Raw genomic sequence first — 25092 nt, 5'->3', positions numbered from 1 at the left:
CTTAAGGCTGAGAATATAGATGTGACTCAACCTCTTCCATCCGGAACCAAAATAAATAATTACTGGGTGGATTGTCTGGATGAACTCTACACCAGCTACCATGGGGTTTGCGCCTATGTCGCAGTGCATTTCGAACGCGTCACCGCCAATGGTTCCGTCGATCACTTTGCCGCAAAATCAGCGCGTGCCGATCTTGCCTATGAGTGGTCAAACTACCGTCTTTCCTGTGGACGAATGAACAGCCGGAAAAATCATTACGATGACGTGCTGGATCCTTTTGATGTCCTTGCGGGTGATTTTCATCTGGAACTGGTGAGTGGGCGTATTTACCCCAATCCTGAACTGCAGGCAGAACGCTTTGCAAGGGTTGACACCACAATTCGTCGGTTGAAACTTGATGCGCCCGGGTGCCGGGCATTGCGCGTCAAACATTTCGATGAATACCTGACTAAATATTACACGTCCTGTTACCTCAAGCGGATTTCTCCTCTGGTTTGGTATGAAGCCGATCGTCAGGGGCTCTTGTAGAGAGCGCTGTTACGTCCTCATGCTGCCCAGCCAGGCAGTGGTATGTCTGTTTTCGTTATCTTTTAGGAACGTCGTCTTAAGAAAATAAGCCGGTCAACTTATGGCTACTTTTAACGAATGTAGACAAAAAGGCTAAATAAGGCCCATAAAAAACCGGAAATGTTTTTCATTTCCGGTTTTTTAATTCGCTGATAAATCGCCCAACGGACGCACTTGCGACAGGTTCCATTGGGCAATATTTTATTCGCTTTCCTGCTCCTCTTCACGTTTCAGCCAGTCGCCGCTCATAATGCGCTGACGTCCTGAAACTGAACGTTGATAAACATAAAGCCACGCGCTCCCAAACGGCGTCTGAATCAGAAAACGTTTGTATTCTCCGCCTTTGGTGCGAAGCGCATCTAACTCGGCGAGGATGGAGGCATCAATTCGGTATACTTCGCAATATACCGTTCCTTCGCCAGTAATCACTCCGGGATAGTGACCCAGACTGTAAAGCTCATAGCCCTCAATCTGATGGTCACCCAACCATTGCGCGTGTGTCATCCAGTGACTGTTTCCCTGTTTGCGCCGTAAACTGCCATAGACAATTATTCGCATTGCTAAAACTCAAACTGATAAAGCAAATCAAGAGCCTGATCCACACCGGACACGGCTTCCAAATAGAGTTTGGGCATCAGGCGATAACGCAAGGTTAACGTTGCCAGTGAATCAAAAATGCCCACTCCGTATTTTACTTGTAGACCCGGCAGTACATAGCCGCTGACCTGCACCTGTTGACTGTCGCCAACGCCGGTGGTGTCGAGAGCAAGGTTACTTACACCGAACGTCTCGCCGATTTTACCCACAACCTGCCCACTTTGTGCAACCCCTAAGCCGACTAACGCCGAAGTTAGTGCGTTACCGTCACCGTCGCTTTTCAGTCCCTGACCCCGTAACAGGTATGAAAGGGCTTCCTGCTGTGACATCGCCGGATCGGAGAACACTTCTACTTTTGGCTCGTCTGCCAGACCCGTGACGCGCAATCCTGCGGTTACGCCATCCTCTGTTGCATCCGGATTACGAATCGCCTCCAGGTTGAGATAAGGCTGGTCTGGCGGGCCTGCAAACTGCAGTTCACCTTTGCGTACGATCAAGTCCTGACCATAGGCATGGAAACGGCCGGATGGAATGTTGATCTGTCCGTTAAGCCCCAGTCCGGATTTATCCTGCACCATTTTCAGATCGCCATTGAGCCGGGCTTTTAGTCCAAAGGCCGACAGACGTACGTCGTTTCCGACGTGAATGGTCAGGTTACTGTTAATCGGTATTGAGGCGGTTTTAGGCTCAATCGGTTTGAGGTTCTTATCCAGCATCACCTCGTCAGAGGAGACGCCCACGGCGCTCTCTGGCACCTCTTGTACCGTGATGCGCGCCCATGGAATATCAACCCGGCCGTCAAGGTTAAAGGCGGCTGGCGTAGCCTCAAAGACCACATCCGGGGAAACGTCCATGCGCACCATGGGCGGCACGGTGACGCGAACCCGACTGCCTTTAGCGGCAACGCGCGCACGCCAGTTATCCAACTGACTCCAGTCCGCATCACCACTCAGGTTAATGTTGCCCTGTGCGGTCTGGAGCAGGCCATTCAGCGTCGAACTCATGCCGTTAAACACCATGTTCAGGCTGGCACTGGTCAGATCCACCGGCATGAAGTTGCCTTTTACATTCACATCTTTGAGGCCGAGTTGACCAAAAATCTGCGGCTGCTGTGCCGTTCCTCCCAGACGCAGATTACTGTTCAGATTGCCTTTGATGCTTTCGCCCTGCATCAACGCCGGGTTGATCATTGCCAGCGAGATGTTGCGGATATTCACGTTGCCGCCCAGCGTACGGCGCTGCTGCGGATCGGTAATCTGCACATTGCCGTCCAGCTGACCGTTATTCACGATGCGAATCAGCCAGTCGAGCTGAGCCCGTCCGTCCCGCAGTGCCGCATTAACGTTAATCGTGTTAAAGGCGATGGGCAGCGTATTGCCCTGCACATCCTGCGCGACTTTCACGTTGTTACTCTTCAGTGCCAGCGTGCCGATGGGCAGTTTACCCTCCGCCGTCCAGTTGACGCGGGCATCGCCGCTGAACACGCCGCTCAGCTGCGTTTGATCGGTCAGGAAGGGTTTCAACATTGCCAGATCGAAGCGGTTTAACACCACGTGAGCATGACCACTGGGGCCGGCTTCAATGGGCTCTGGCACACAAAGCTGTGCATTGGGGTTTTGCCAGCAGTGGGGGCCGATCGTCGCGCTCTGTTTCTGATTAAAATAGTCAATGGTCATCGCACGCGTCAGGCGCCATTCACCCACCGGCGTGTCAAAACGCGTGTTATTAAGGCTGCCTTTCCACGTCTCTGTCTGACGGTCAAAGCTGCCGTTGAGCGCAAGCTGTCCTGATACCGGCTCACCCTGTACGTTGAGTTTGAGCTGGTGCTGCTTTTCATCACCCTCGGCATTGAGCGTCAGCAGGCTGATGTTGAGTGCATCCTGTTTTAGCTGTTCAACCCGCAATTGAAGTTTACCGGCGATCTGATCGCTGGAGCGCACGTCGCTTTTCAGGGTGATGCGGCGGACAAGCAGTTGCTGCCAGCGTAAACCCGTGGCGGTAAGATCGGCCAGCAACTGTGGCGCTTTCAGCGTACCGCGTGCTTTGATATCCCCTTTCACCACGCCGCCCAGGCCCGGCAGTGCATTATCAAGACGGGGCGCATCAACGTTGGCATCCAGGTTCAGGCTATCTGCCAGACTGCCTTTTATCTCCAGGTGATTGCGTCCCAGCGCTATTTTGATGCCGGGGATATCCCATTGGTTGTAGCTGTTGCCCCTTAAGGTCCCCTCTGCGCTGACCGCATTCTGCTTAACGTTACCTTTTAGCATCAGTTGCGGTACGCTGACCTGCCAGCTGCCGCCATACAGGCTGCCGCGCGTGGTAATGTTGCCGTTCAGCTTTGCCGGCCAGTCAGGATACTGGCGTGCGGTATTGATGCCGTCCAGCGTCAACTCACTGCGCCAGCTGATCGCTTTGCTCCAGTCCACCAGCGCTGTCAGATCAACGTTGCCCTGTAACACCGCCACACGCAGCTTATCCAGACTGAACTGCTGAACGTTGCCTTTCCCCTCCAGGGCGACCGTCGCAGGCGGCACCGACTCCCCTTTGACCGACGTACGGAGCGACATGACATAGTCAGTCGCCTTGCCGTTGAACTGGTAGTGAAGATCGTCGGCCTGATACTGAACCGGCCCGGTCAGGGGCCAGCGTAACTGCGGACTGGTCAGGTTGAGCGCCAGCGGAAGCCCAATAACGGCGGGCTGGGCGCTGGCATCGAGCTGCGCGCGCACCGGGCCTGAAAGCGTTAGCGCCAGTTTCAACTCGTCGCGCATCGCGCCTTTTACTGTCAGATTTAGCTTTTCGCCTTTCACCGGATCAACGTTCACGTCACCGTTTAGCGCCAAATCAACGGGCCAGTTGTCGGCCAGCGTCGCCTGACCGCTGCCGTTCAGCTTGCCCAGGTTTGAATCCACCGCCAGCGTTTGCAACTGCATATGCCGGTCGAGGGTTTTTGCCTTCACCTGCAATCGGCTCACCGTAATATCGGTATCCCCAGTAATCCGCAACTGCTCGCCCACAATGTCCTGTACATCAATGTCCAGCGGAAGCTGAAAGTCGGGCAGTTCAGGCAACAGCGGTTTGGCAAACATCGCCTGTAAGGTTTCGCCCAGCGGCTTCTCGTCGGGCTTCGGCTGCTGTATTTTGGGCTGCACCACCTGCTCTTTTGCCACCTGCGCCGCTTTCGGCAGCGCAATCAGCAGGCTTTGAATATGGGTGGGATTGAGCGTCAGCGCACGATCCTGCCACTGCAGGCCGGTGGTAAAATCCACCAGCGAAATAGCGGTATCATCCACTTTCACGTTTATATTGTGCAGGCCCACGTGGCGCAGGGCGATCGGATAGGGCGTGCTGAGGTTTGTCTTGCCGCTTTCTTCTTCCGGCGGCGCGGTGGAGGGCGTCATCTTTTTGCTGTCGACCACCACGCTGATATCCTTCAGCGTAAGATCGTTCACACAAACAGACGAGTGCAGCAGGCAGTTAAGATCCACGGCCAGATGGATATTGCCCGCGTTCACGCTGACGCCAGGCATCTCATAGCGCAATCCACTGAGGGTAAGATTACGCCAGCCACCGTCCACTTTGTTGATGGATAGCCCCGGCACCCAGCGCGTAGCGCCCTTCAGCACCAGATGTAATCCCGGCGTTGTACCAATCAAAAATGCCAGGCCGGCAAACAGCAGCACTAAAAAAATCAAAAAGCCAATCAGGACCTTTTTCCAGCGCGTCATAATTCAGGCCCCAATCCTACGTAAAATTGCACACCATGCTCCTCGCTGTCCCCAATAGGGCGGGCAATATCAAACTTAATGGGCCCCACGGGTGATGCCCAGCGTACGCCGATACCGGCACCGGTTTTGATATTGCTTTGACTGATGTCATTAACGGCCTCACCGGAGTCAATAAACACCGCACCCCACCATTTGCCGCTGACGTTGTATTGATATTCCAGCGAACCGGTGGCCATTTTTGAGGCCCCGGTCAGTTTGCCGTCACTGTCACGGGGCGAAACGTTTTTGTATTTATAACCGCGTATGCTGCGATCCCCGCCGGCGAAGAAACGCAGGTCCGGCGGCACCCTGTCGAAGTCGTTGGTTTCAATCCATCCCACTGTGCCGCGCGCGATAAAGCGGTTCTTTTCGCCCAGTGTGCGGATCCAGACGTTTTGCGCCTGCAGGATCAAGAAATCGACATCCGATCCCCAGGTGGTATCGGACACATCGGCGGAATAACGCTGCGAGTCGCCCCAGGTGGGCATTAAGCCCCCGCGCGAACGGGTGCGGTTGAGACTGACGCCGGGATAGAGCAGCATCGTGGTGTTAGTGACGTTACCCTGTGTAAAGTGGTCCAGGCTCCAGCGCAGATTAAGGGCTCTTTGCCAGCCGCTGCTGCTGTCCCAGTTACGTGATACCGCCAGCGTACTGGTGTCCGCCTTGGTATCGTTGAGGTCGGTGCGCTTCAGGCCGCCCGAGAACGTGTAGTACTGCTCCAGGGGGCTTTTCAGCAAGGGGACTTTATAACTGAGATCGACCTGCTGCTCGGGGGCAGAAACATAGGCACTGGCGACCATGCTGTGACCGCGATCGTTAACCCAGGGCTTTCTCCACGTTCCTTTCAGGCGCGGTCCGACATCGGTTGAATAACCGACACCGGCTTCGATGGTGTTTTTAGCGCGGGGCGATACCACCGCATTCAAGGGCAGGACTTTGGTTTTACGTCCCTGCTTAAACTCAGGCGCAACCACAACTGACTGGAACCAGCCGGTCGCAGAAAGACGGCGGTTAAGCTCCGCCAGATCGCGCGAGCTGTAGTAATCGCCCTCTTTAAAAGGGACTAAATTTTGCAAATAGGCTTCGCGAATCTGCGAACCTTCAAAGCTGACATTGCCAAAACGATAGCGCGGGCCGCTGTTGTAATCGAGATCCCAAAAGGCTTCGTGGCGCGCAACGGAAACGCCCAGCTCGCTTTTCTCAAACTCACCGTCGAAATAGCCGTTACGGAGGGCAAGGTTAGTGAAGCCGCTTTTGAATTTGTCGTACTGCCCGTGATTCAGCACCGTTCCGACTTTGGGGCGCCCCTGCGCGATCCAGTTTTTATAGTCCGCATCGTTTTTAGCCTGGCCGGTGACGATAATCGTACTGCCCGCAATTTTTACCGGCTGACCGGACGTGACGCGGGCGATTAACACCGGACGGCCGCCCTGAGGTGGCGCGGGCCGGGATACGAAGTCGATATCCGGCTCATAATAGCCAAGCGCACGCAGCCCCTCTTTTATTGCCGCGGATACGCGGGAGCGAAAGCGGCCATCGTTGGTGACTTCATCGCTGCCAATAGTCGACAGGCGTGCCCTGACGTTTTTTTGCAGTTCTCCGGTTAGCCCTTCCAGCTGTAGTCGAACCGGCGCTGCCCCGAAGGCGGGCGCGACGAGTAGTAAACCCGCCATGCAATAAACATAAAATCGTGGCACCTGTACTCCTGTCTGTCATGCCTGCCCCATTCCACAGGGCGCGTGTTAATCCTCGTTACCGATACGATCGCGACGGCAACTCACTCATCATAGCCGCACTTTTTGCTAACTGGCAGTGTACAACGAGTTATAAGTCAAATTGAGCATTATTGTCGGCAAAACCCACTTACGTTACAACGATGTTGTTACGTCGCAGGCGCGATTGCCGTTTGTCCGCCTGACCGGGCGGTTGATGACAGACTGCCCGATGGCCTCACAGGACGCCACCGATTGCCCTCTGGCGGCGGCATCGTCGCTGCTGCTATAATCACCCACCACAGGCATCCCGCCTGTCTTCATTTCTGCCCCGACGCTCACGCATTGTGTTAAATGGGCGCAGACATTTTTGGCACGGATAGCTCCCCTTGCGTCACCAGCACAGGGAATGACCGCCTAAACCGCACGCTGCCCAGGCCAAAAATGACAAGTGAATAACTCTTTGGATCTCATATGCTTGATAGCTTACTTGTCATTCTGCTACTGATCGTAATCAGTGCTTTTTTCTCTCTTTCGGAAATCTCGCTGGCCGCCGCCCGCAAGATTAAGCTGAAACTTCTGGCCGACGAAGGCAACATCAACGCTCAGCGCGTTTTGAAAATGCAGGAAACCCCCGGCATGTTCTTTACCGTGGTGCAAATCGGCCTGAATGCCGTGGCGATCCTCGGTGGTATCGTCGGTGATGCGGCGTTTTCGCCCGCGTTTTCCAGCCTGTTTAACCGCTTTATGTCGCATGAACTTGCCGAACAGCTTAGCTTTATCTGCTCGTTTACCATCGTGACCAGCCTGTTTATTCTGTTTGCCGACCTGACCCCGAAACGCGTCGGTATGATCGCGCCCGAAACCATCGCCCTGCGCATTATCAATCCCATGCGCTTCTGCTTGCTGGTGATGCGGCCGCTGGTGTGGCTGTTCAACGGTCTGGCCAACGTCTTCTTTCGCATTTTCAAACTGCCGATGGTGCGTAAAGACGATATTACCTCTGACGATATTTATGCGGTTGTCGAAGCCGGTGCGCTGGCCGGTGTGCTGCGTAAGCAGGAGCACGAACTCATTGAGAACGTGTTTGAACTGGAGTCGCGTACCGTCCCTTCCTCCATGACCTCACGCGAAAACATTGTCTGGTTCGATCTGCACGAAGATGAAGTCAGCCTGAAAACCAAAATCGCTCAACATCCTCACTCTAAATTCCTGGTCTGTAATGGCGATATTGACCACATTGTGGGCTATGTCGACTCTAAAGAGCTCCTGCTGCGCGTGCTGGGAAATCAGAGCATGGCGCTGAACAGCGGGGTTCAGATCCGATCGGCGCTTATTGTGCCCGATACGCTGACGTTATCTGAGGCGCTGGAAAGCTTTAAGACGGCGGGTGACGATTTTGCGGTCATCATGAACGAGTACGCGCTGGTGGTGGGCATCATTACGCTTAACGACGTCATGACCACGCTGATGGGCGACCTGGTGGGCCAAGGCATGGAAGAGCAAATCGTCGCACGTGACGAAAACTCCTGGCTGGTGGAAGGCGGTACGCCGATAGATGATGTCATGCGCGTGCTGGATATCGATGATTTTCCGCAGTCAGGTAACTACGAAACCATTGGCGGCTTTATGATGTATATGCTGCGCAAAATCCCGAAGCGCACAGACTTTGTGAAGTTTGCCGGTTACAAGTTCGAAGTGGTGGATATCGACAGCTACCGAATTGACCAGCTACTTGTGACGCGGATTGATGAACGCCCGCCGATGCTGAATGTGGCAAAAACCGAAGAGTAGAAACACTAAGGGCGCCAACGGCGCCCTGTTATTTAGTTGAACTCTAGCTTGAGACGAACGACCTGGCGGTTAATTTCTGACATCACGCTCAGGTGCTGTTTGTCTTTGACCCGTGGGATCAGGACTTTACCTTTATCAAACTCGAATGCGCCAACATCCTTGATGTACAACCTTCCTTTAAACAGCGTCTTAACATATTTTGCTATCTGTAGTGGATTATAGCGCTGGAAGATTTTCATAGTGATTAACTCCTTAATTTTTAAGCACGCTTCACCGTTGCCAAATTCGGTACGGATCCATGAAGCGCGAATTCGAGATAAACTATAGAACACTCTGTTTGCTTCGCACGATAAGAAATAAATTTTTTTACCGTTCTGACACAACATTACAGAATACTCTGTTATTTACTTTTCACTATTCAGTATAAACCTTCATTGGTTAAAGAATTGTGTTGTCGATAGCAAAGCTGACAGCTTTTTGAGACAGCCGCATCATCCCTACTTAATATGACAGTGGAATGACTAACTGGTCTGATCACTGGAGAGAATGATGATGCGTGCAACACTGGCAGCACTGGCTTTATCGTTGTTGATTCCCGTTAGCGCGCTGGCGCATAACATTGAGCTGGGCAAACGTGTGCCAGCAGTGGGCGTCAACGACAAAGGCGAGCTGATTTTACAGCAGGAGAAATTCAGTTATAAAAACTGGAACAGCGCTCAGCTGAGCGGAAAAGTCCGCGTAGTACAGCATATTGCCGGGCGCTCATCCGCGAAAGAGATGAACGCGGCGCTGGTTGAAGCTATCAAGGCAGCGAAATTGCCTCACGACCGCTATCAGACCACCACCATTGTTAATACCGATGATGCCATACCTGGCACCAGCATGTTCGTGCGCAGCAGTATTCACAGTAATAAGCAGCAGTATCCCTGGTCGCAGTTTATCGTCGACAGCAATGGCAATGTGCAGCACGCCTGGCAATTACAGCAGGGCGGCTCGGCTATTGTGGTACTGGATAAAACGGGTCAGGTTAAATACGTTAAAGACGGGGCGCTCTCTCAGCAGGAGGTGCAGCAGGTGATGAGCTTATTAAAATCGCTGTTGCAGGACTGAAGGCGGAAAGCGGGAGGGCTGCGCCTCCCGCACTGGGTTAAAACAGCGAGACGCGAAAGCCGGGATTAAGAAAAGATTCACGCGGTGCATAGTCCAGTGTTCTTCCCTGCCAGTCGTGAACGTGAGCACCCGCGGCCGCGGCAACGGCATGACCCGCTCCGGTATCCCAAATATTGGTTGGCCCAAAGCGCGGATAGAGCTGTGCTTTCCCTTCTGCCACCAGGCAAAACTTCAGTGATGACCCGGTTGCCACCGTCTGATGTTCCCCCAGTTGCTTGAGGTACTCTTTCATCTCGTCGTCGTCGTTGTGCGAACGGCTCACCACCACTAACGGTGGACGCGCATCAAGCACATGAATCTGTTGTCGCTCGCCGTTCTCTTCTTTCCAGGCTTTGCCCTCTGCGGCGGAATACATCACGCCCAGCGCGGGAGCATAAACCACGCCCATTACCGGTTTGCCCTGCTCAATCAGCGCAATATTCACGGTAAATTCGCCGTTACGTTTGATAAATTCTTTGGTGCCATCCAGCGGGTCAACCAGCCAGTAACGTTGCCAGTGCTGGCGAACCTCCCAGCCGGGCGGATCTTCCTCTGATAGTACCGGAATATCCGGTGTCAGCTGTTTTAAGCCCGACACAATCACATCATGAGCGGCCAGGTCTGCCGCCGTGACAGGAGAATCATCCGCTTTGTGAGAAACGTCTGTCGGAACGGAACCGTTGTAGACCTGCATAATCGCGTCGCCTGCTTCACGCGCCAGTTGGCTTATTTGCTCTAACATTTTCCACCTCATGTATGAGAATGCTACGCGTTAACTGTCATACCCGTTGGAATACAGTCTAGCAGCTTCACGTTCATCTCTGATTTCAGGCAAACATTCTGAATCATTTTTCAGGTATATCAACATAATAGAAAAAAATGGCAACGATATCCTTTTACAAATCCTGCAACGCGTTTCGCCCGACCCCAGCGTGCGGCTGGCTCAAAACGTTATCTTCATCACGATTTAATCTGCCCTTTCATCAGAGTTTTACATTATTTTTGTAGCCTTGATCTATTAGCTTTGGGAGCGAGCATGTTTAAGGCGGGAATGATGTTACTGGCGTTGAGCGTTTCAGTTGCAGCACAGGGAGCCACCGTGGATTTACGCGTGCTGGAAACGACCGATCTGCACAGCAATATAATGGACTTCGACTACTACAAAGATACGCCCACGGAAAAATATGGTCTGGTGCGCACCGCCTCGTTAATCCATGCGGCGCGTCAGGAAGCCACCAACAGCGTTTTGGTAGACAATGGCGATCTTATTCAGGGCAGCCCGCTGGGCGACTATATGGCCGCAAAAGGGCTCAAACAGGGCGATATCCATCCTGTCTATAAAGCCATGAATACGCTTGATTACAGCGTCGGTACGTTGGGCAACCATGAGTTTAACTACGGCCTGCCGTACCTGCAAAAAGCGCTGGCTGGCGCGCGCTTCCCCTATGTGAATGCGAACGTTATCGATCTGAAAAGCGGTAAGCCTCTGTTTACGCCCTACCTGATTAAACCGACCCGCGTGACCGATCGTGAGGGTAAAACACATACCCTGCAGGTGGGCTATATCGGCTTTGTCCCGCCGCAAATTATGGTGTGGGATAAAGCCAACCTGCACGACAAGGTGCGGGTGGATGACATCACAGAAACCGCACGTCGCTATGTCCCAGAGATGCGCGCTAAAGGCGCGGATGTCGTTATTGCCCTTGCCCACTCCGGTCTGAGTAGCGAACCTTATCAGGCCATGGCTGAAAATTCTGTTTATTACCTCAGCGAGGTCGCAGGCATTGATGCCATTATGTTTGGCCATGCGCACGCCGTTTTCCCGGGCAAGGAGTTTGCACGGATTAAAGGTGCGGATATTGAGAAAGGAACCCTTAACGGTATTCCTGCGGTGATGCCGGGCATGTGGGGCGATCATCTGGGCGTGGTGGATCTGGCGCTGAGCAACGCAGGTGGCCGCTGGCACGTTACTCACGGCACCGCACAGGCGCGCCCTGTCTATGACACCGCAAACAAGACATCGCTGGCCGCAGAAGATCCGGCACTGGTTAACGTCCTGAAAGACGATCACCATGCCACCCGCGAGTTTGTCGCTCAGCCCATCGGAAAATCCGCCGACGTGATGTACAGCTACCTGTCGCTGGTTCAGGACGATCCCACCGTTCAGATTGTGAATAACGCTCAGCGCGCCTACGTGGAGCATTTTATTCAGGGTGATCCCGATCTGGCGACGCTGCCGGTGCTGTCGGCCGCTGCGCCGTTTAAAGCCGGTGGACGTAAGAACGATCCTGCCAGCTACGTGGAAGTGGAGAAAGGTGACCTGACGTTCCGAAATGCGGCGGATCTTTATCTCTATCCCAATACGCTGGTGGTGATGAAAGTGAGCGGCGAGCAGGTAAAAGAGTGGCTGGAATGCTCCGCAGGCCAGTTTAATCAGATCGATCCGACCAGCACCCGTACGCAATCGTTAATCAACTGGAATTTCCGCACCTATAACTTCGACGTGATCGACGGTGTGAGTTACCAGATTGATGTGACACAGCCGGCCCGTTATGACGAAGAGTGCCAACTGATTCATCCTGATGCCTCACGTGTTAAGGATCTTCGCTGGCAGGGGCAACCCATCGATCCTAAAGCAACCTTCCTGGTGGCGACCAATAACTACCGGGCCTACAGCGGTAAATTCGCGGGCACGGGCGACAAGTACATTGCTTTTGCCTCACCGGATGAAAACCGCTCAATCCTGGCGGCCTATATCAGCGCAGAAACCAAAAAGCAGGGTGAAGTGCGCCCTCAGGCTGACAATAACTGGCGGCTGGCGACGATCAAGGCTGCACAGCCTCTTGATATTCGCTTTGAAACCGCGCCCGGTGATAAAGCCACGCACTTTATTCAACAGCATGCGCAGTATCCAATGAAGGCAACAGGGAATGACGAGACGGGATTTGCTCTCTGGCAGGTAAATTTACAGCAGTAAGAGGGCTAAGGGCGGCATCGCGCCGCCCTTTTATCCTTACAGGATTTCCAGCAGCTCAACTTCAAAAATCAGGGTGCTGAATGGCGGGATGGACGCACCCGCACCGCGCTCGCCGTAAGCGAGGTTGTGTGGAATAACCAGTTCCCATTTGGAACCCACCGGCATCAGCGTCAGCGCTTCGATCCAGCCCGCAATCACGCCGGTAACCGGGAATTCAGCCGGTTCGCCGCGAGCGACTGAGCTGTCAAAGACGGTGCCGTCGATCAGTTTACCGGTGTAATGCACGCGTACGCGGTCCTGGCGCGATGGAATCGGACCTTCCCCCTGCGTCATCACGCTGAACTGTAAACCTGACTCGGTGCTGCTGACGCCTTCGCGCTGGGCATGGTCCTGCAGGAAAGCCTGGCCTTCTGCGGCCATCGCTTCCACGCGCTCACGACGCACGCTTTCCGCACGCTCATGGACTTCACGCAGCGCGCGATGGACCACATCAACAGGCACCGCGGGTGAGTTCCCTTCCAGCGCGTCGCGCAGGCCCGCGAGCAGTGCTTCTGGCTGCAGCCCCTGCAGACCAGACTCCAGCAGCTGCTGGCCAACCTGTAAACCAATACCGTAACTTGCTTGTGCTTCGACGCTGTCGAAAGAAGGGGTAGTCATCTTCGTTCCTTTCACTCTCGGATATAGTAAGACGGGCAGCATAGCAGCGCAGGCCGCTGGCGTAAAATCCACAGCGCCGCAGATGACTTTTGCTGGCGAAAGAGAAACAATACGCAGGTCAAATTTATCAATGCTGGCAGGCACTTCGCGTCCACATTGCCCATACTGTATAAGTGACAAGTTTTTCCTTGTCAGTGGCACTATAAGAAAGAGAGAAAATATGGGCCAGATTGCCCCTCGTCGCCGCAGGACGCACGCACTGCGTATTTTAACCCGGTTACAGGTCTGGCTGCCGCAACGAACGCGGCCGCAAGGTGCCGGAGCGGAGGAACCTGATATGCCTTCAAACGTCTCGTCTCGCCTGCCTCACTGGCTTTATCGAATCTGGCATTTCACAGACGATATCCGCTGGATGGACCCGCTGCCGGCTTTCCACCGTCGTGGGATCGTGCTCGCTTTACTCATCCTGCTGCTGGCCTTTCTCTGGCCGTCCAGCACGCCACAGTATCCGGTAGAACGGCCTGTGACGCCTTCGGCAGAAAAAGAGGTGCCGATGCAGGCGGACATCTACAATAACAAACCGGCTCAATCCGCGTCTCAGCCAGAGGCAAAGGCCGATTCTCAGGGTGACTGGCATAGCTACCAGATTGCGTCCGGGCAGACGCTGGCGCAGCTGTTCCGCGACAATAATCTTCCGGTGAATGACGTCTTTGCGATGGCGCGCGTCGAAGGTAACGATCAGCCGCTCAGCACATTAAAAGAGGGCCAACAGGTGAAAATCCGTCGGGATGCAAAAGGCGTCGTGACAGGTTTAACGCTGGATGGCGCGAACGGCCCGGTGCTGTTTACCCGCCAGCCGGACGGCAGCTTTTTACGGGTAGAATAAGCGATAACCGGTGGCTCACGTCACCGGCTGTCCGTTATCCCGCTTTTTTGATTTTATTGACCAGCACGATCCCCGAACAGACCAGCAGCAGGGCAAGCAGATACTTGATGCCCAACATATCTTCACCCTGGAAAACGGCGGAGAGCACCGTTCCCGCTACAGGCATCACGACGTTAAACGGCGCAATCATGCTGACGCGGTTATATTTTAGCAGCACGCTCCACAAGGCAAAGGTCACTGACGAGATCAGCGTCAGATAACCCAACACCGCCCCAGCACCGATACTGTTGATCTGCAGCGTCCCACTCGCCAGGTCGCCGCCCATTACCATGGCGCCTCCGCCCAGAGCCAACTGCCAGCCGGTCATCACCCTCGGATCGATAGTGTGAGAAATGCGTTTTCCCTATCGCGTGGCGGCAGAGAGGAGAAACGCGGCCAGCACCGCGAAGCCGTTACCCTGCCAGACAAACTGAAAATCACTCAGTCTACTTTCGAGGTTGACCAGCATCACGCCGCTAAAACTCAGAAGGCAGCCAGGCGATTTGTTGTCACTGAGCCTGTCATTTTGATAGATAAAACGCGCCAGCATGATGCTAAAAAATGTGTCCGTGGCGTTCATGATCGAACCTTTTACCCCTATGGTAAACGCGAGCCCGATTTAGAAAAACGTGTATTGAAGGGCGGTTTGCATGCTACCCAACAGGGCAAGCTGACTAAACTGCTGGGGGATAAACGGTAAACCGGTTTGCGCTGCACCAGGGCAAAAAGAAACAATATCAGCCCCGCTAACAAAAAACGATAACCGGCAAAAACTACTTTCGAGGCAATATCGTCTGGGCGATTCGATACAGCACGTCGCCACTTTTGATCGCGGGGTAAGAACGTCCCCAGAGCAAACAGCACCGCGTTGCGCAGGCAAAAACCCCCATTTCGACGGGTGAACACGGATTCGGCAGAAGGATATGCATGGGCGTGGCCAATAATAAAATCGCGTTTCATTTTATATTGAACATGCCCGGAGGAGCCTGAATCTGCAAGACAGAGAAGGGAATTCTGTTACGTCGTTAAAACAAAAACGCCGACACAAGTGTCGGCGTTCAGGTGTGGCAGGTAACTAAAAATTAGCCTGCTACTACGTTCACGATCAGTTTCGCGAAGACTTCGCTGTGAACCTGGAAGTCCACTTCGTGCTCACCGGTGGTGCGCAGAACGCCGTTCGGTAAACGAACTTCGCTCTTAGCGACTTCAACGCCAGCTGCAGTGACTGCATCAGCGATGTCGCGGGTACCGATGGAACCGAACAGTTTACCTTCATCGCCTGCTTTAGACGTGATGGTAACGGTGCCCAGTGCGTTGATTTTCTCTGCGCGAGCATTAGATGCTGCCAGAACGTCAGCCAGTTTGGCTTCCAGTTCTGCACGACGTGCTTCGAAGAATTCAACGTTTTTCTTGGTAGCAGGAACAGCTTTACCCTGTGGAACCAGGAAGTTACGAGCGTAGCCCGCTTTAACGTTAACCTGATCACCCAGGCTGCCCAGGTTTGCTACTTTATCAAGCAGAATAACTTGCATTACCTTATCCTCTTAAAGTCGTTAATGGACAACAGCCGTTACTGATGACGATCAGTGTACGGCAGCAGAGACAGGTAACGCGCGCGCTTGATAGCACGAGCCAGCTGACGCTGGTATTTTGCGCGAGTACCAGTGATACGGCTTGGTACAATCTTGCCGCTTTCAGTGATGTAGTTTTTCAGCGTTGCGATATCTTTATAATCGATCTCTTGAACGCCTTCCGCGGTGAAACGGCAGAACTTGCGACGACGGAAATAACGTGCCATTTGGCTAGTCTCCAGAATCTATCAATTCAATCTGCTCGGCATGTAACACCATTTTACTCTGACCATTTCGCGCCTGATGGCAGCTGATAAAGCCTTCGAGAATGAGTTGCGTGCCGACCGTTATATGTTGAGTAATCACCTGATGGGCGCTGCCGCTAATAATAACAGGCATTCGACACCAGGCTTGCCGGTGAAATCCGGCCTCCTCCTGCACCGAGTTGTGCTCAAGCACGAACTGACAGTGCGGAATTCCTGACGGGCTAATTTTACGGACTGGCGTCTTGCACACCGTGCCAGACAAGCGCAGCCGATTAACCGTCACGATGGATTACTCTTCAGAATCCCCAGCATCTGAGTCATCAGCGGATTCGTTAGCAAAATCTTCGCGGCGCTCACGACGCTCGTCTTTCGCTTTAACCATCGGTGATGCTTCAGTTACCGCGTTTTTAACGCGCATAACCATGCTACGGATAACGGCGTCGTTGAAGCGGAAGTTCGTTTCCAGCTCGTCGATCACTTCCTGCGGCGCTTCTACGTTCAGCAGAACATAGTGTGCTTTGTGCAGTTTGTTGATCGGGTAAGCCAGCTGACGACGGCCCCAGTCTTCCAGACGGTGGATCGTGCCTTCTGCACCAGTGATAGCACCAGTGTAACGCTCGATCATGCCCGGAACCTGTTCGCTCTGGTCAGGATGAACCATAAATACGATTTCGTAATGACGCATCGAAATTGCTCCTTACGGATTATTCAGCCTCCTGTCAGGGTCAGCTGCGGCCCACGGAAGCAAGGAACGTTATAGGTCGTGGGTCACCGTAATGACACACACCTCTGAATGCAGCTGAAAAATTGACGCGTAATCATACTGGCGGCAACGCACAAACTCAAGCGGGGATTTCATTTAAATTGTCGGGAGACGCCCGCTTTCCGCCCTTGTGTGCGGAAAGCGGGAATGCAGAGGCAAACAGAGGCTGAAACGGAAGGCGCTGTCGTTTACGGGCTAGAGTTGGCGCTTAAAAAAGCTGACCAGCGCCGTCAGGCCCGACGGCGTAATTTTGTGTCCGATATGCTTTTCGGACAACGAAACAAGATGGGTATCCAGCCTCTGCTCATGCAGAGCCCGTTCCAGCCGCTGGGTTTCTGCGAAAGGGACGACCTCATCGGCCTCACCGTGCCATAGCAGGAGGGGGCGGTCCGCGAGATTATGTAGCCGGGCAGCGGGATCGTAATCCGCCAGCGGCGCCATCCGTTTTGTGAACTGTGCCTGCTGTTCCGGGCCCATTACCGTGACAGGCGGGAACAGCGTGTGGCTGAGTTGCATAAAATAGCCGGACCCCATCATGCAGGCGACGCTGTGAATATGCGCATAGCGCGCCATCACCCCTAACGCCGTCATTCCGCCCATTGAGGCCCCGGCGACGGCAAGACGGTCGCCGGCAATCAGGTCATCAGCGCGTAACGCGGCCTCTATCAACGGGAATTCATCAATGTTTTGTTTGAGGATGTCCCAAAAATGGCTAAACCGCGCGTCGGCATCGCCGTTATAGCGTGCGCCATGCATATCGGCATCGGGCATCAGGGTACGAAACCCCGCCTGGGCCAGGGCCACCGCAAAGTAGGCATAAACCTCTTTCGACGAGGTAAAGCCATGATAAAACACGACCGTTGGCAGCCGCTGCTGGCGCTGGCCTGCGGGTGCTGCATGCAAACATTCAATACCTGCCAGCCTTTCCGTGGTGAGTTCAATCATATTTTCTCCTGAAGCAGGGGCGGCCTTTAGCGCCTCGCCAACGACGATAACCTGGGTAATGGTTTACAACATTACAATAGTAATAATTTCTAAACTAAATATTTCCGCTGCGCTGCCGTTGTTAATGCATATTTGACAAGAAAACAAAGGTAATCTATGAAACGTTTCTCTCTTAGCAGAACGAGCCTTGGAGTGAAGCTATGCGTCATCACTTCCTTCAGCGTAGGCGTTTTGTTATTGGCGTTAACCCTTATCCAAAGCCAGAATGCTTCACGCCAGTTGGAAAGTCTTGCCGTCGATGACATGGTTAATCAGGTGCAGGGCATCACCGAGATGGCATCCATGTTTAATGCGACGCTGACGCAGGAAGTCGGCAACTATACTCAGCTCTTCGTCAGCTTTTTACCTAAACGCTTCAGCCGCGATGAAACCGCACGTGTTCAGGTCGGAGAATTTTCCACACCGACCCTGCGTGCCGGCCTTAAAACCCTTAACCTCGATCAGATCGCCGTCGATGATTTTACGGATCGCACCTCGGCTGTCGCGACGATTTTTGTCCGTGATGGTGATAATTTTATCCGTATTTCCACGTCCCTGAAGAAACAGGATGGCAGCCGGGCGATCGGTACCCAACTTGATCCTGCCAGCGCCGCCTGGAAAAGCGTCATGAAGGGGGAAACCTTCCGGGGACTGGCCACCTTATTCGATCACCGTTACATCACGCAGTATCAACCGATTAAAGACGACAGCGGTGCCGTCATCGCGATTCTGTTTGTCGGCGTCCAGATCGATAAGCAGTACGGCCTGATGCGCGAAAAAGTGCTGGCTCGCCGCCTGGGCGACAGCGGGCATTTCTATGTGCTCAACGGCTCGCCAGGCGCGGCGCAGGGACAATATCTGTTTGATAAACAAAATGAAGGCAAGCGTCCAGACTGGCAGGATAGCGTCATGAAGCAGATGCTGGCGCAGCCCGAGGGTGTTCAGCAAGCCGAAATCGACGGTGAAACGAAGATGCTGGCCTGGCAACAGCTGCCCGGCTGGAACTGGATTGTGGTCGGTGAAGTTAACCGTGACAGCCTGCTGGCTCCGGTTATTCATAGCCGAAATCTGTTTCTTATCACCGGCCTGATTCTGGTGTTGCTGTTTGCCCCCTGCTTTGTCTGGTACAGCCGCCGCGCCATCACGCGACCGTTACAACAGGTTATTCACTTAGCTGAGCAGTATGCCGCCGGTAATTTGCTGGAGCATCTGGACACCACGCGTCATGACGAAGTGGGTCAGTTGATTAACGCCATTAACGGCATCGGCGAGGGGCTGGAGAAGATTGTTGCCCAGGTTCGCCGTGCCGCGCAGGAGATCAGTGACGGCACAGATACCATTGCAGCCAGCAGCCACAACATCAGTGAGCAGATTGGCCGCCAGGCCAGCAGCGTTGAAGAAACCTCTGCCAGCATGGAGCAGTTTGGTGCGACCGTCGAGCACACCGCCGATAGCCTGCGTCAGGCCATGTCGCTGGTCGCGGAGGCTAGCAGTATCGTGAATAATGGCAACCAGACGGTGACGCGCTCGGTCAGCACGATGTCGGCCATTAACGTGTCTTCGCAGAGCATTGCCGAAATTACCCACGTTATCGAGTCCATCGCGTTCCAGACCAATATTTTGGCCCTGAATGCCGCTGTCGAAGCCGCGCGTGCAGGTGAGCACGGTCGTGGATTTGCCGTAGTGGCAGCCGAAGTGCGTGCGCTGGCACAGCGTTCGGCACAGGCGGCAAAAGAGATCGATACGCTGATCGCGACCTCGATACGTCACGTTGCGGAGGGACATACACTGTCGGAGCAAACCCGTGACGCGATGAGCGATATCGTGACGCATATTGAGCAGGTTCAGGCATTAATGGGTGAGATTAACGTTGCTGCACAACAGCAGACGGCGGGCATTGGTCAGGTCAATCTGGCGATGAACCAGATAAGCCAGGCTACCCATCAAAACAGTGAACTGGTTGCACAGGCAGAAAACACAGCCCAGAGCCTGAGCGACAAGGGGCATCATTTGACGCAGCTGGTCAGTGTTTTCTCGATCAAATCGTGAAGATAACGGGCGGGTAGCTTACACTTATCCACTTAACCTGACGGCGAGAAATCTGCTATGCGTTACGCTCTGTTACTGACGTTAAGTTTGTTGTTAAGTGGCTGCTCGCTGTTCCAGGTGACGCCAAAGGCCCCGCCCGCGCCAACAGGTCACGCGCAGTCTATTACCCGTGCCCAGAGTGGCGGTTTACCGAAGCTGGGCACCATTAGCGCCAGCGTAAGAGGCTCGCCTGACGACGCGCAGCGTGCCATTGCTGCGCGCGCGAATCAGGCCGGTGCCGTTTATTATCAGATTTTGATGGTCGACGAAACGGTTACCCCCGGGATCTGGTACACAACTGCCATCCTGTATGGCGCCTCACCTGCCGCTGGCGCGCGCCAGTAAGCGGTCGGTCAGTGGCCCCTCGATTTTGCGCGTGCCGCGCGGGTCGAGCCACTGACTGCACCATGCATCCGCCACTAACGGCTCGGCGTGCTTCAACAACTGTGCCGCCGTCGCCAGTTGCAGCAGCCTGTCGGTAAGTTCACGGGCCTGCGACTCATCCATTTTGCTCAGGTGCAGAGCCAGCTGTCGCCAGCTGCGATCGAAATGGCGGTTACAGCCTTTAACGGCGTCAAACGCCTGCCTGAGCATGTCCAGCGTGCCGCTCTGGCGGCCCACCACTCTTAATACGTCAAGGCACATCACGTTGCCCGATCCTTCCCAGATACTGTTAACCGGAATATCACGATAGAGGCGAGGCAGTTCGCTGTCTTCGCAATAGCCCACGCCGCCCAGTATCTCCATGGCCTCAGCGATAAAGGGGGCGCCTGCTTTACAGATCACATATTTCGCCGCCGGGGTGAATAACCGGGCGAAGGCGGCTTCATGGACGTTGGCGGGAGAAGACCAGGCACGAGCCAGGCGTAGCAGCAGTGCCGTTTGCCCTTCTAACTGCAAGGCCTGACGCGCCAGCACCTGACGCATGATCGGTTGATCCACCAGAGTTTTGCCCATGACCTGACGCTGATGTGCGTGGTACAGCGCAACGGAAAACGCCCGGCGCATTTGGCCGTGGCTGCCCAGCGCGCAGTCAAGACGCGTCATGCCCGCCATTTTCAGGATCAGACGAACGCCTTCGCCCTCTTCGCCCAGCAGCCAGCCGGTCGCCTCCCTGAACTCCACCTCACTGCTGGCGTTGGATCGGTTACCGAGCTTGTCTTTTAACCGCTCAATGACGATGGCATTTCGTGAACCGTCCGGCAGCAGCCGTGGCAGAAAGAAGCAGCTGAGCCCCTGCTGCGTTTGCGCAAGAATCACATGCGCATCGCTTTGCGGCACAGAGAAAAACCATTTATGCCCGACGATACGATAGGCTTCACCGCTTCCGCGCCTGTCCAGGGGCTCTGCGCGCGTCGTGTTGGTCAGCACATCGCTGCCGCCCTGCTTTTCAGTCATGCCCATGCCAATCAGCAGACCGCGCTTCTGATCGCCCGGAACCGCATGCGTGTCGTAACGATCGCTGAGTAAGGGTTCAAGCCAGGACTCAAACCGGGCAGGCAAATAACGCTGTAGTAAAGGGATTGCCGCGTGGGTCATGGTCACCGGACAGAGCGTTCCGGCCTCAACCTGAGCATGCAAGATAAAGCGTGCCGCACGGGCCACGCTGGCATTTGGCTGTACGTCAGGCTGCCAGCTGAGGTTATGCAGACGGCTGGCGCAAAGGCCCTGCATCAGTACATGCCAGGCTGGATGAAAGCGGACGTCATCCAGCCTGACGCCGCGTGCATCATAACGGTGGAGTTCAGGCAGACTGGCATTGGCGAGCCTGCCCAGCTCCAGCGATTCTGCACTGCCCAACTGCCTGCCGACTGACGCCAGCCACTCGCTGTCCCAGCCGCCGCCTTCACGCTGCAGTGCGTCACACAGCGGAACATCAGACAGAAACAGATTGCTGTGACTGAGGGGAAAAGGTTGATTGAAAACGGTGTGAGTTGTCCAGGTCATAACGGCTCCTCGCGGATATCACTCACTTAGTATGTAAGGTGAGTCACCATTATGACCGGACAGAGAGATTAAATTGCGGCAGCGATCACGCGTTACGCTGACGGACCGCTTCAAACAGGCAGACGCCAGTGGCCACTGACACATTGAGGGACGAAACGCTGCCTGCCATAGGGATACTGATTAGCTCATCGCAGTGCTCACGCGTCAGGCGACGCATCCCTTCACCTTCAGCCCCCATGACAAGCGCCATCGGCCCGGTCATCTTGCTTTGGTATAAAGTATGGTCGGCTTCGCCAGCGGTGCCGACGACCCAGATGTTATATTCCTGCAGCAGGCGCAAGGTGCGTGCCAGATTGGTTACCCTGATGAGGGGAACGTTTTCTGCCGCACCACTGGCAACCTTTTTCGCCGTCGCGTTCAGCGGTGCGGAGCGATCTTTGGGGACGATCACGGCATGGGCGCCTGCGGCATCGGCGCTACGTAAGCAGGCACCGAGGTTGTGGGGATCGGTAACGCCGTCGAGCACCAGCAGAAACGGCTTTTCGAGGCTCTGCAGCAGATCCGGCAGATCGCCTTCCTGATACTGGCGGCCCGGCTTCACACGCGCCACGATCCCCTGATGTACGCCGCCTTCCACCTGGCTGTCCAGCCATTTACGATCGGCCAGTTGAATCACGATCCCTTGAGCTTCTAACGCGGTCACCAGCGGTTGCAGGCGACGATCGTCGCGGCCTTTGAGAATAAAGACTTCCTGGAAACGCTGAGGATCGCGTTCCAGCAGCGCCTGCACGGCATGGATACCAAAAATAATTTCGCTCATCAATCTGCTCAGTGGTTGGAAATGAATGGATAACAGCCCCTGCATGCACGCAGGGGCTGATGTGCGCATCAGGCCGGCTTCGCCTTCTTCGCGGCACGCTTAGCCTTGGTGGCGGCGGCGATTTTACGGGTTTTCTCGGAAACTTTTTTACTTTTTTTCTCAGTCTTTGCCGCAGCAGGCTGACTGCTGCTGTTGCGGAAGGCTGAATCCGGCTCGAAATTCGTTTTGCGACCGGCCTGGCGGCGATGCTTCGTCGGTGCCTTAGCGTTCCGCTTCGCCTTATCCCGTTCCGTTTTGCCTTCGCCACGTATCTGGCGCTTGCTGGACACCAGCGCAAAGTCGATTTTACGCTCGTCCATATGGACCGCTTCGACCCGCACTTCAACGGTATCGCCCAGGCGATAGGTACGACCGCCAGATTCGCCAATCAGTCGCTGCCCTACCGGATCGAAACGATAGTAGTCGTTGTCGAGCGTAGAGACATGAACCAGCCCATCGATAAAGAGATCGCTCAGGCGCACAAAGAAGCCGAATCCGGTCACGCTGGAGATCACGCCGTTAAAGACGTTGCCTACCTGATCCTGCATAAAGTCACACTTCAGCCAGTCTGCCACATCGCGAGTGGCCTCATCGGCACGGCGCTCTGTCATGGAGCAGTGCTGGCCCAGCTGCAGCATCTGTTGCATATCGTAATGGTAGCCGCCGGTAGCCGTGGTCAGGCCTTTTACTTCGCCCTGCTCTTTTGCCAGCAGATACTTGATGGCGCGATGCAGTAACAAATCCGGATAGCGGCGGATTGGCGAAGTGAAGTGCGCATAAGAGGCCAGCGCCAGGCCAAAGTGGCCCCGGTTTTCCGGATCGTACACCGCCTGTTTCATGGAACGCAGCAGCATGGTTTGCAGCATTTCCGCGTCGGGGCGATCGGCAACCTGATCCAGTAGCGCGGCGTAATCGATCGGCTGCGGTTTGTTACCGCCCGGTAAGCTCAGACCCAACTCATTCAATACCGTGCGGAAGCTTTTGATACTGTCATCGCTGGGACGATCGTGATCGCGGAACAGTGCCGGTTCCTGATGCTTCTCGACGAAACGCGCGGAGGCAATGTTTGCCAGAATCATGCACTCTTCAATCAGCTTGTGGGCATCATTACGTGAGGTGCGCTCGACACGTTCAATTCGACGTTCCGCGTTGAAGATAAATTTCGCTTCTTCGGTTTCAAATGAGATGCCGCCGCGCTCTTCACGGGCCGTTTCCAGCACCTGATACATGTTGTGCAGTTCCTGCAGGTCTTTCACCAGCGGCGCATATTGCTCACGCAGTTCCGGATTGCCCTGCAGAATATTCCAGACTTTGTTATAGGTCAGACGTGCATGGGAGTTCATCACGGCTTCATAATGCTTAAAGCCGGTGAGCTTACCTTTTGACGACACGGTCATTTCGCACACCATACACAGGCGATCGACCTGTGGATTCAGCGAACACAAGCCGTTCGACAGCACTTCCGGCAGCATCGGCACCACCTGCGAAGGGAAATAGACCGAGGTACCGCGCTGCTGCGCTTCGTTGTCCAGCGGTGTGCCGGGACGAACATAGTAACTGACGTCCGCAATCGCGACCCACAGCCGCCAGCCGCCGCCGCGTTTTTTCTCGCAGTAAACCGCATCATCGAAGTCGCGCGCATCTTCACCATCAATAGTGACCAATGGCAGATCGCGAAGGTCAACACGGCCTTTTTTTGCCGACTCCGGGACCTCTTCATTCAGTTTGCCCACCTGAGCCTCAACCTCTGGCGGCCAGCTGTGCGGAATTTCATGCGTGCGCAGCGCCATATCGACCGCCAGGCTGGTGCCCATGTCATCGCCCAGAATCTCTGCGATTTTGCCGATCGCCTTCGAACGACGCGTCGGGCGCTGCAACAGTTCAACCACCACCACGGAGCCCATTCGGGCATTCATGGTTTCGTCAGGGCCAATCAGGATGTCGAAGCTCAGACGGCTGTCATCAGGCACCACAAATCCCACGCCCGCGTCCGTAAAGTAGCGGCCGACGATTTGATTGTTACGCGGTTCCTGTACCCGCACCACACGGGCTTCACGGCGGCCTTTGCGATCCGCACCCAGTGGCTGGGCCAGAATCACGTCGCCGTGCATGCAGAATTTCATCTGTTCCGCAGACAGGTAGAGATCGTCTTTTTGTCCTTCTGCGCGCAGAAAGCCATAGCCATCACGGTGGCCAATGACTTTTCCACGGAGCAGATCGAGACGTTCTGGCAAGGCATAACACTGGCGGCGGGTAAAAACTAACTGACCGTCACGCTCCATCGCACGTAAACGACGGCGCAAGGCTTCGAGGTGTTCTTCTTCCTGCAGGTTCATCTCTTGTGCCAGCTCTTCACGGCTGGCCGGTTTTTCTCGTTTTTCTAATAACGCCAGAATAAATTCACGGCTTGGAATAGGGTTTTCGTACTTTTCAGCTTCTCTGTCCAGAAAAGGATCTTTTGACATT

The 25092-nt window shown here is 54.6% G+C and carries 22 protein-coding genes and 1 pseudogene; 8 read left to right on the top strand and 15 right to left on the bottom strand.

Annotated elements, in window-relative coordinates:
• Nucleotides 1-21: 21 nt before the first annotated feature.
• Nucleotides 22-528, top strand: coding sequence for a hypothetical protein (locus QLG08_RS05245; RefSeq protein WP_210450147.1), 507 nt, complete (start codon nucleotides 22-24; stop codon nucleotides 526-528).
• A gap of 240 nt (nucleotides 529-768) precedes the next feature.
• Here QLG08_RS05245 and QLG08_RS05240 read toward each other — a convergent pair whose 3' ends face one another.
• Genes QLG08_RS05240 through QLG08_RS05230 form a run of 3 tightly spaced genes read right to left on the bottom strand, consistent with a single transcriptional unit; the run spans nucleotide 769 to nucleotide 6607 of the window.
• The gene (locus QLG08_RS05240; protein ID WP_028721927.1) at nucleotides 769-1125 is read right to left on the bottom strand and encodes a gamma-glutamylcyclotransferase; all 357 of its coding nucleotides are present in this window, start codon (nucleotides 1123-1125) and stop codon (nucleotides 769-771) included.
• 2 nt (nucleotides 1126-1127) lie between these two features.
• Nucleotides 1128-4895: a translocation/assembly module TamB domain-containing protein gene (locus QLG08_RS05235; protein ID WP_015699433.1), complete on the bottom strand. Its 3768-nt coding sequence runs from the start codon at nucleotides 4893-4895 to the stop codon at nucleotides 1128-1130.
• Nucleotides 4892-6607, bottom strand: a complete 1716-nt coding sequence (locus QLG08_RS05230; protein WP_282472839.1) for an autotransporter assembly complex family protein — start codon at nucleotides 6605-6607, stop codon at nucleotides 4892-4894. The genes QLG08_RS05235 and QLG08_RS05230 overlap by 4 nt, the downstream gene beginning before the upstream one ends.
• Nucleotides 6608-6770: 163 nt before the next feature.
• Here QLG08_RS05230 and QLG08_RS05225 point away from each other — a divergent pair, with 163 nt between their 5' ends.
• Together QLG08_RS05225 and QLG08_RS05220 are read left to right on the top strand one after the other, a co-directional pair.
• On the top strand, nucleotides 6771-6938 hold the full coding sequence (locus tag QLG08_RS05225) for a hypothetical protein (protein WP_015699432.1): 168 nt from the start codon (nucleotides 6771-6773) through the stop codon (nucleotides 6936-6938).
• Between the two features lie 182 nt (nucleotides 6939-7120).
• Nucleotides 7121-8440, top strand: a complete 1320-nt coding sequence (locus QLG08_RS05220) for a hemolysin family protein (RefSeq protein ID WP_013027381.1) — start codon at nucleotides 7121-7123, stop codon at nucleotides 8438-8440.
• A 32-nt stretch (nucleotides 8441-8472) separates the two neighbouring features.
• Here the strand turns inward: QLG08_RS05220 and QLG08_RS05215 are convergent, their stop codons facing one another.
• Nucleotides 8473-8679, bottom strand: coding sequence for a DUF1107 domain-containing protein (locus QLG08_RS05215; protein ID WP_003855513.1), 207 nt, complete (start codon nucleotides 8677-8679; stop codon nucleotides 8473-8475).
• A gap of 310 nt (nucleotides 8680-8989) precedes the next feature.
• Between QLG08_RS05215 and QLG08_RS05210 the strand changes: the two genes are divergently transcribed.
• Nucleotides 8990-9550 (top strand): YtfJ family protein, encoded by a 561-nt coding sequence (locus QLG08_RS05210; RefSeq protein WP_013027383.1) that lies wholly within the window; start codon nucleotides 8990-8992, stop codon nucleotides 9548-9550.
• A gap of 37 nt (nucleotides 9551-9587) precedes the next feature.
• Here QLG08_RS05210 and cysQ read toward each other — a convergent pair whose 3' ends face one another.
• Nucleotides 9588-10331 (bottom strand): 3'(2'),5'-bisphosphate nucleotidase CysQ, encoded by a 744-nt coding sequence (cysQ, locus tag QLG08_RS05205; protein WP_014604907.1) that lies wholly within the window; start codon nucleotides 10329-10331, stop codon nucleotides 9588-9590.
• Between the two features lie 294 nt (nucleotides 10332-10625).
• Here cysQ and QLG08_RS05200 point away from each other — a divergent pair, with 294 nt between their 5' ends.
• Nucleotides 10626-12566 carry a bifunctional 2',3'-cyclic-nucleotide 2'-phosphodiesterase/3'-nucleotidase gene (locus QLG08_RS05200; RefSeq protein ID WP_014604906.1) on the top strand — a complete coding sequence of 647 codons (1941 nt, stop codon included), beginning with the start codon at nucleotides 10626-10628 and terminating at the stop codon, nucleotides 12564-12566.
• Between the two features lie 36 nt (nucleotides 12567-12602).
• Here the strand turns inward: QLG08_RS05200 and fklB are convergent, their stop codons facing one another.
• Entirely contained in the window at nucleotides 12603-13223 is a 621-nt protein-coding gene (gene fklB / locus QLG08_RS05195; RefSeq protein ID WP_014604905.1) for an FKBP-type peptidyl-prolyl cis-trans isomerase, read from the bottom strand.
• A gap of 220 nt (nucleotides 13224-13443) precedes the next feature.
• Here fklB and QLG08_RS05190 point away from each other — a divergent pair, with 220 nt between their 5' ends.
• Entirely contained in the window at nucleotides 13444-14109 is a 666-nt protein-coding gene (locus tag QLG08_RS05190) for a LysM-like peptidoglycan-binding domain-containing protein (RefSeq protein ID WP_014604904.1), read from the top strand.
• Nucleotides 14110-14143: 34 nt separating this feature from the next.
• On the opposite strand, the pseudogene QLG08_RS05185 reads toward QLG08_RS05190, so the two are convergent.
• The 6 genes and pseudogenes from QLG08_RS05185 to yjfP all read right to left on the bottom strand — a co-directional run bounded on the left by QLG08_RS05185 (nucleotide 14144) and on the right by yjfP (nucleotide 17693).
• A pseudogene (locus tag QLG08_RS05185) lies at nucleotides 14144-15077 on the bottom strand (DMT family transporter).
• A gap of 153 nt (nucleotides 15078-15230) precedes the next feature.
• A complete protein-coding gene (rplI, locus tag QLG08_RS05180) occupies nucleotides 15231-15680 on the bottom strand; it encodes a 50S ribosomal protein L9 (protein WP_013027389.1) in 450 nt (149 codons plus the stop codon).
• A gap of 38 nt (nucleotides 15681-15718) precedes the next feature.
• Complete coding sequence (gene rpsR / locus QLG08_RS05175) at nucleotides 15719-15946, bottom strand: 30S ribosomal protein S18 (RefSeq protein ID WP_000135199.1); 228 nt, start codon at nucleotides 15944-15946, stop codon at nucleotides 15719-15721.
• Nucleotides 15947-15950: 4 nt separating this feature from the next.
• A complete protein-coding gene (gene priB / locus QLG08_RS05170) occupies nucleotides 15951-16268 on the bottom strand; it encodes a primosomal replication protein N (protein WP_013027390.1) in 318 nt (105 codons plus the stop codon).
• Nucleotides 16269-16274: 6 nt separating this feature from the next.
• Nucleotides 16275-16670 (bottom strand): 30S ribosomal protein S6, encoded by a 396-nt coding sequence (gene rpsF / locus QLG08_RS05165; protein ID WP_013027391.1) that lies wholly within the window; start codon nucleotides 16668-16670, stop codon nucleotides 16275-16277.
• A 273-nt stretch (nucleotides 16671-16943) separates the two neighbouring features.
• Entirely contained in the window at nucleotides 16944-17693 is a 750-nt protein-coding gene (gene yjfP / locus QLG08_RS05160) for an esterase (protein ID WP_064372795.1), read from the bottom strand.
• 156 nt (nucleotides 17694-17849) lie between these two features.
• Between yjfP and QLG08_RS05155 the strand changes: the two genes are divergently transcribed.
• Nucleotides 17850-19781, top strand: a complete 1932-nt coding sequence (locus tag QLG08_RS05155; RefSeq protein ID WP_064372797.1) for a methyl-accepting chemotaxis protein — start codon at nucleotides 17850-17852, stop codon at nucleotides 19779-19781.
• A gap of 57 nt (nucleotides 19782-19838) precedes the next feature.
• On the top strand, nucleotides 19839-20165 hold the full coding sequence (gene bsmA / locus QLG08_RS05150) for a biofilm peroxide resistance protein BsmA (RefSeq protein WP_014594721.1): 327 nt from the start codon (nucleotides 19839-19841) through the stop codon (nucleotides 20163-20165).
• On the opposite strand, the gene QLG08_RS05145 is transcribed toward bsmA, so the two are convergent.
• From QLG08_RS05145 to rnr, 3 genes are all read right to left on the bottom strand, one after another.
• Nucleotides 20139-21767 (bottom strand): isovaleryl-CoA dehydrogenase, encoded by a 1629-nt coding sequence (locus QLG08_RS05145; RefSeq protein WP_064372798.1) that lies wholly within the window; start codon nucleotides 21765-21767, stop codon nucleotides 20139-20141. The genes bsmA and QLG08_RS05145 overlap by 27 nt on opposite strands.
• 85 nt (nucleotides 21768-21852) lie before the next feature.
• Nucleotides 21853-22587 carry a 23S rRNA (guanosine(2251)-2'-O)-methyltransferase RlmB gene (gene rlmB, locus QLG08_RS05140; protein WP_238492848.1) on the bottom strand — a complete coding sequence of 245 codons (735 nt, stop codon included), beginning with the start codon at nucleotides 22585-22587 and terminating at the stop codon, nucleotides 21853-21855.
• A gap of 68 nt (nucleotides 22588-22655) precedes the next feature.
• Complete coding sequence (rnr, locus tag QLG08_RS05135; RefSeq protein ID WP_282472826.1) at nucleotides 22656-25091, bottom strand: ribonuclease R; 2436 nt, start codon at nucleotides 25089-25091, stop codon at nucleotides 22656-22658.
• Nucleotide 25092 lies beyond the last annotated feature (1 nt).

Source organism: Pantoea sp. V106_11 (genome assembly GCF_029967885.1).
Taxonomy (GTDB): Bacteria; Pseudomonadota; Gammaproteobacteria; order Enterobacterales; family Enterobacteriaceae; genus Pantoea; species Pantoea ananatis.
The sequence above is the reverse complement of the archived record's forward strand: the minus strand, read 5'-3'. Positions and strand labels throughout refer to the sequence as shown.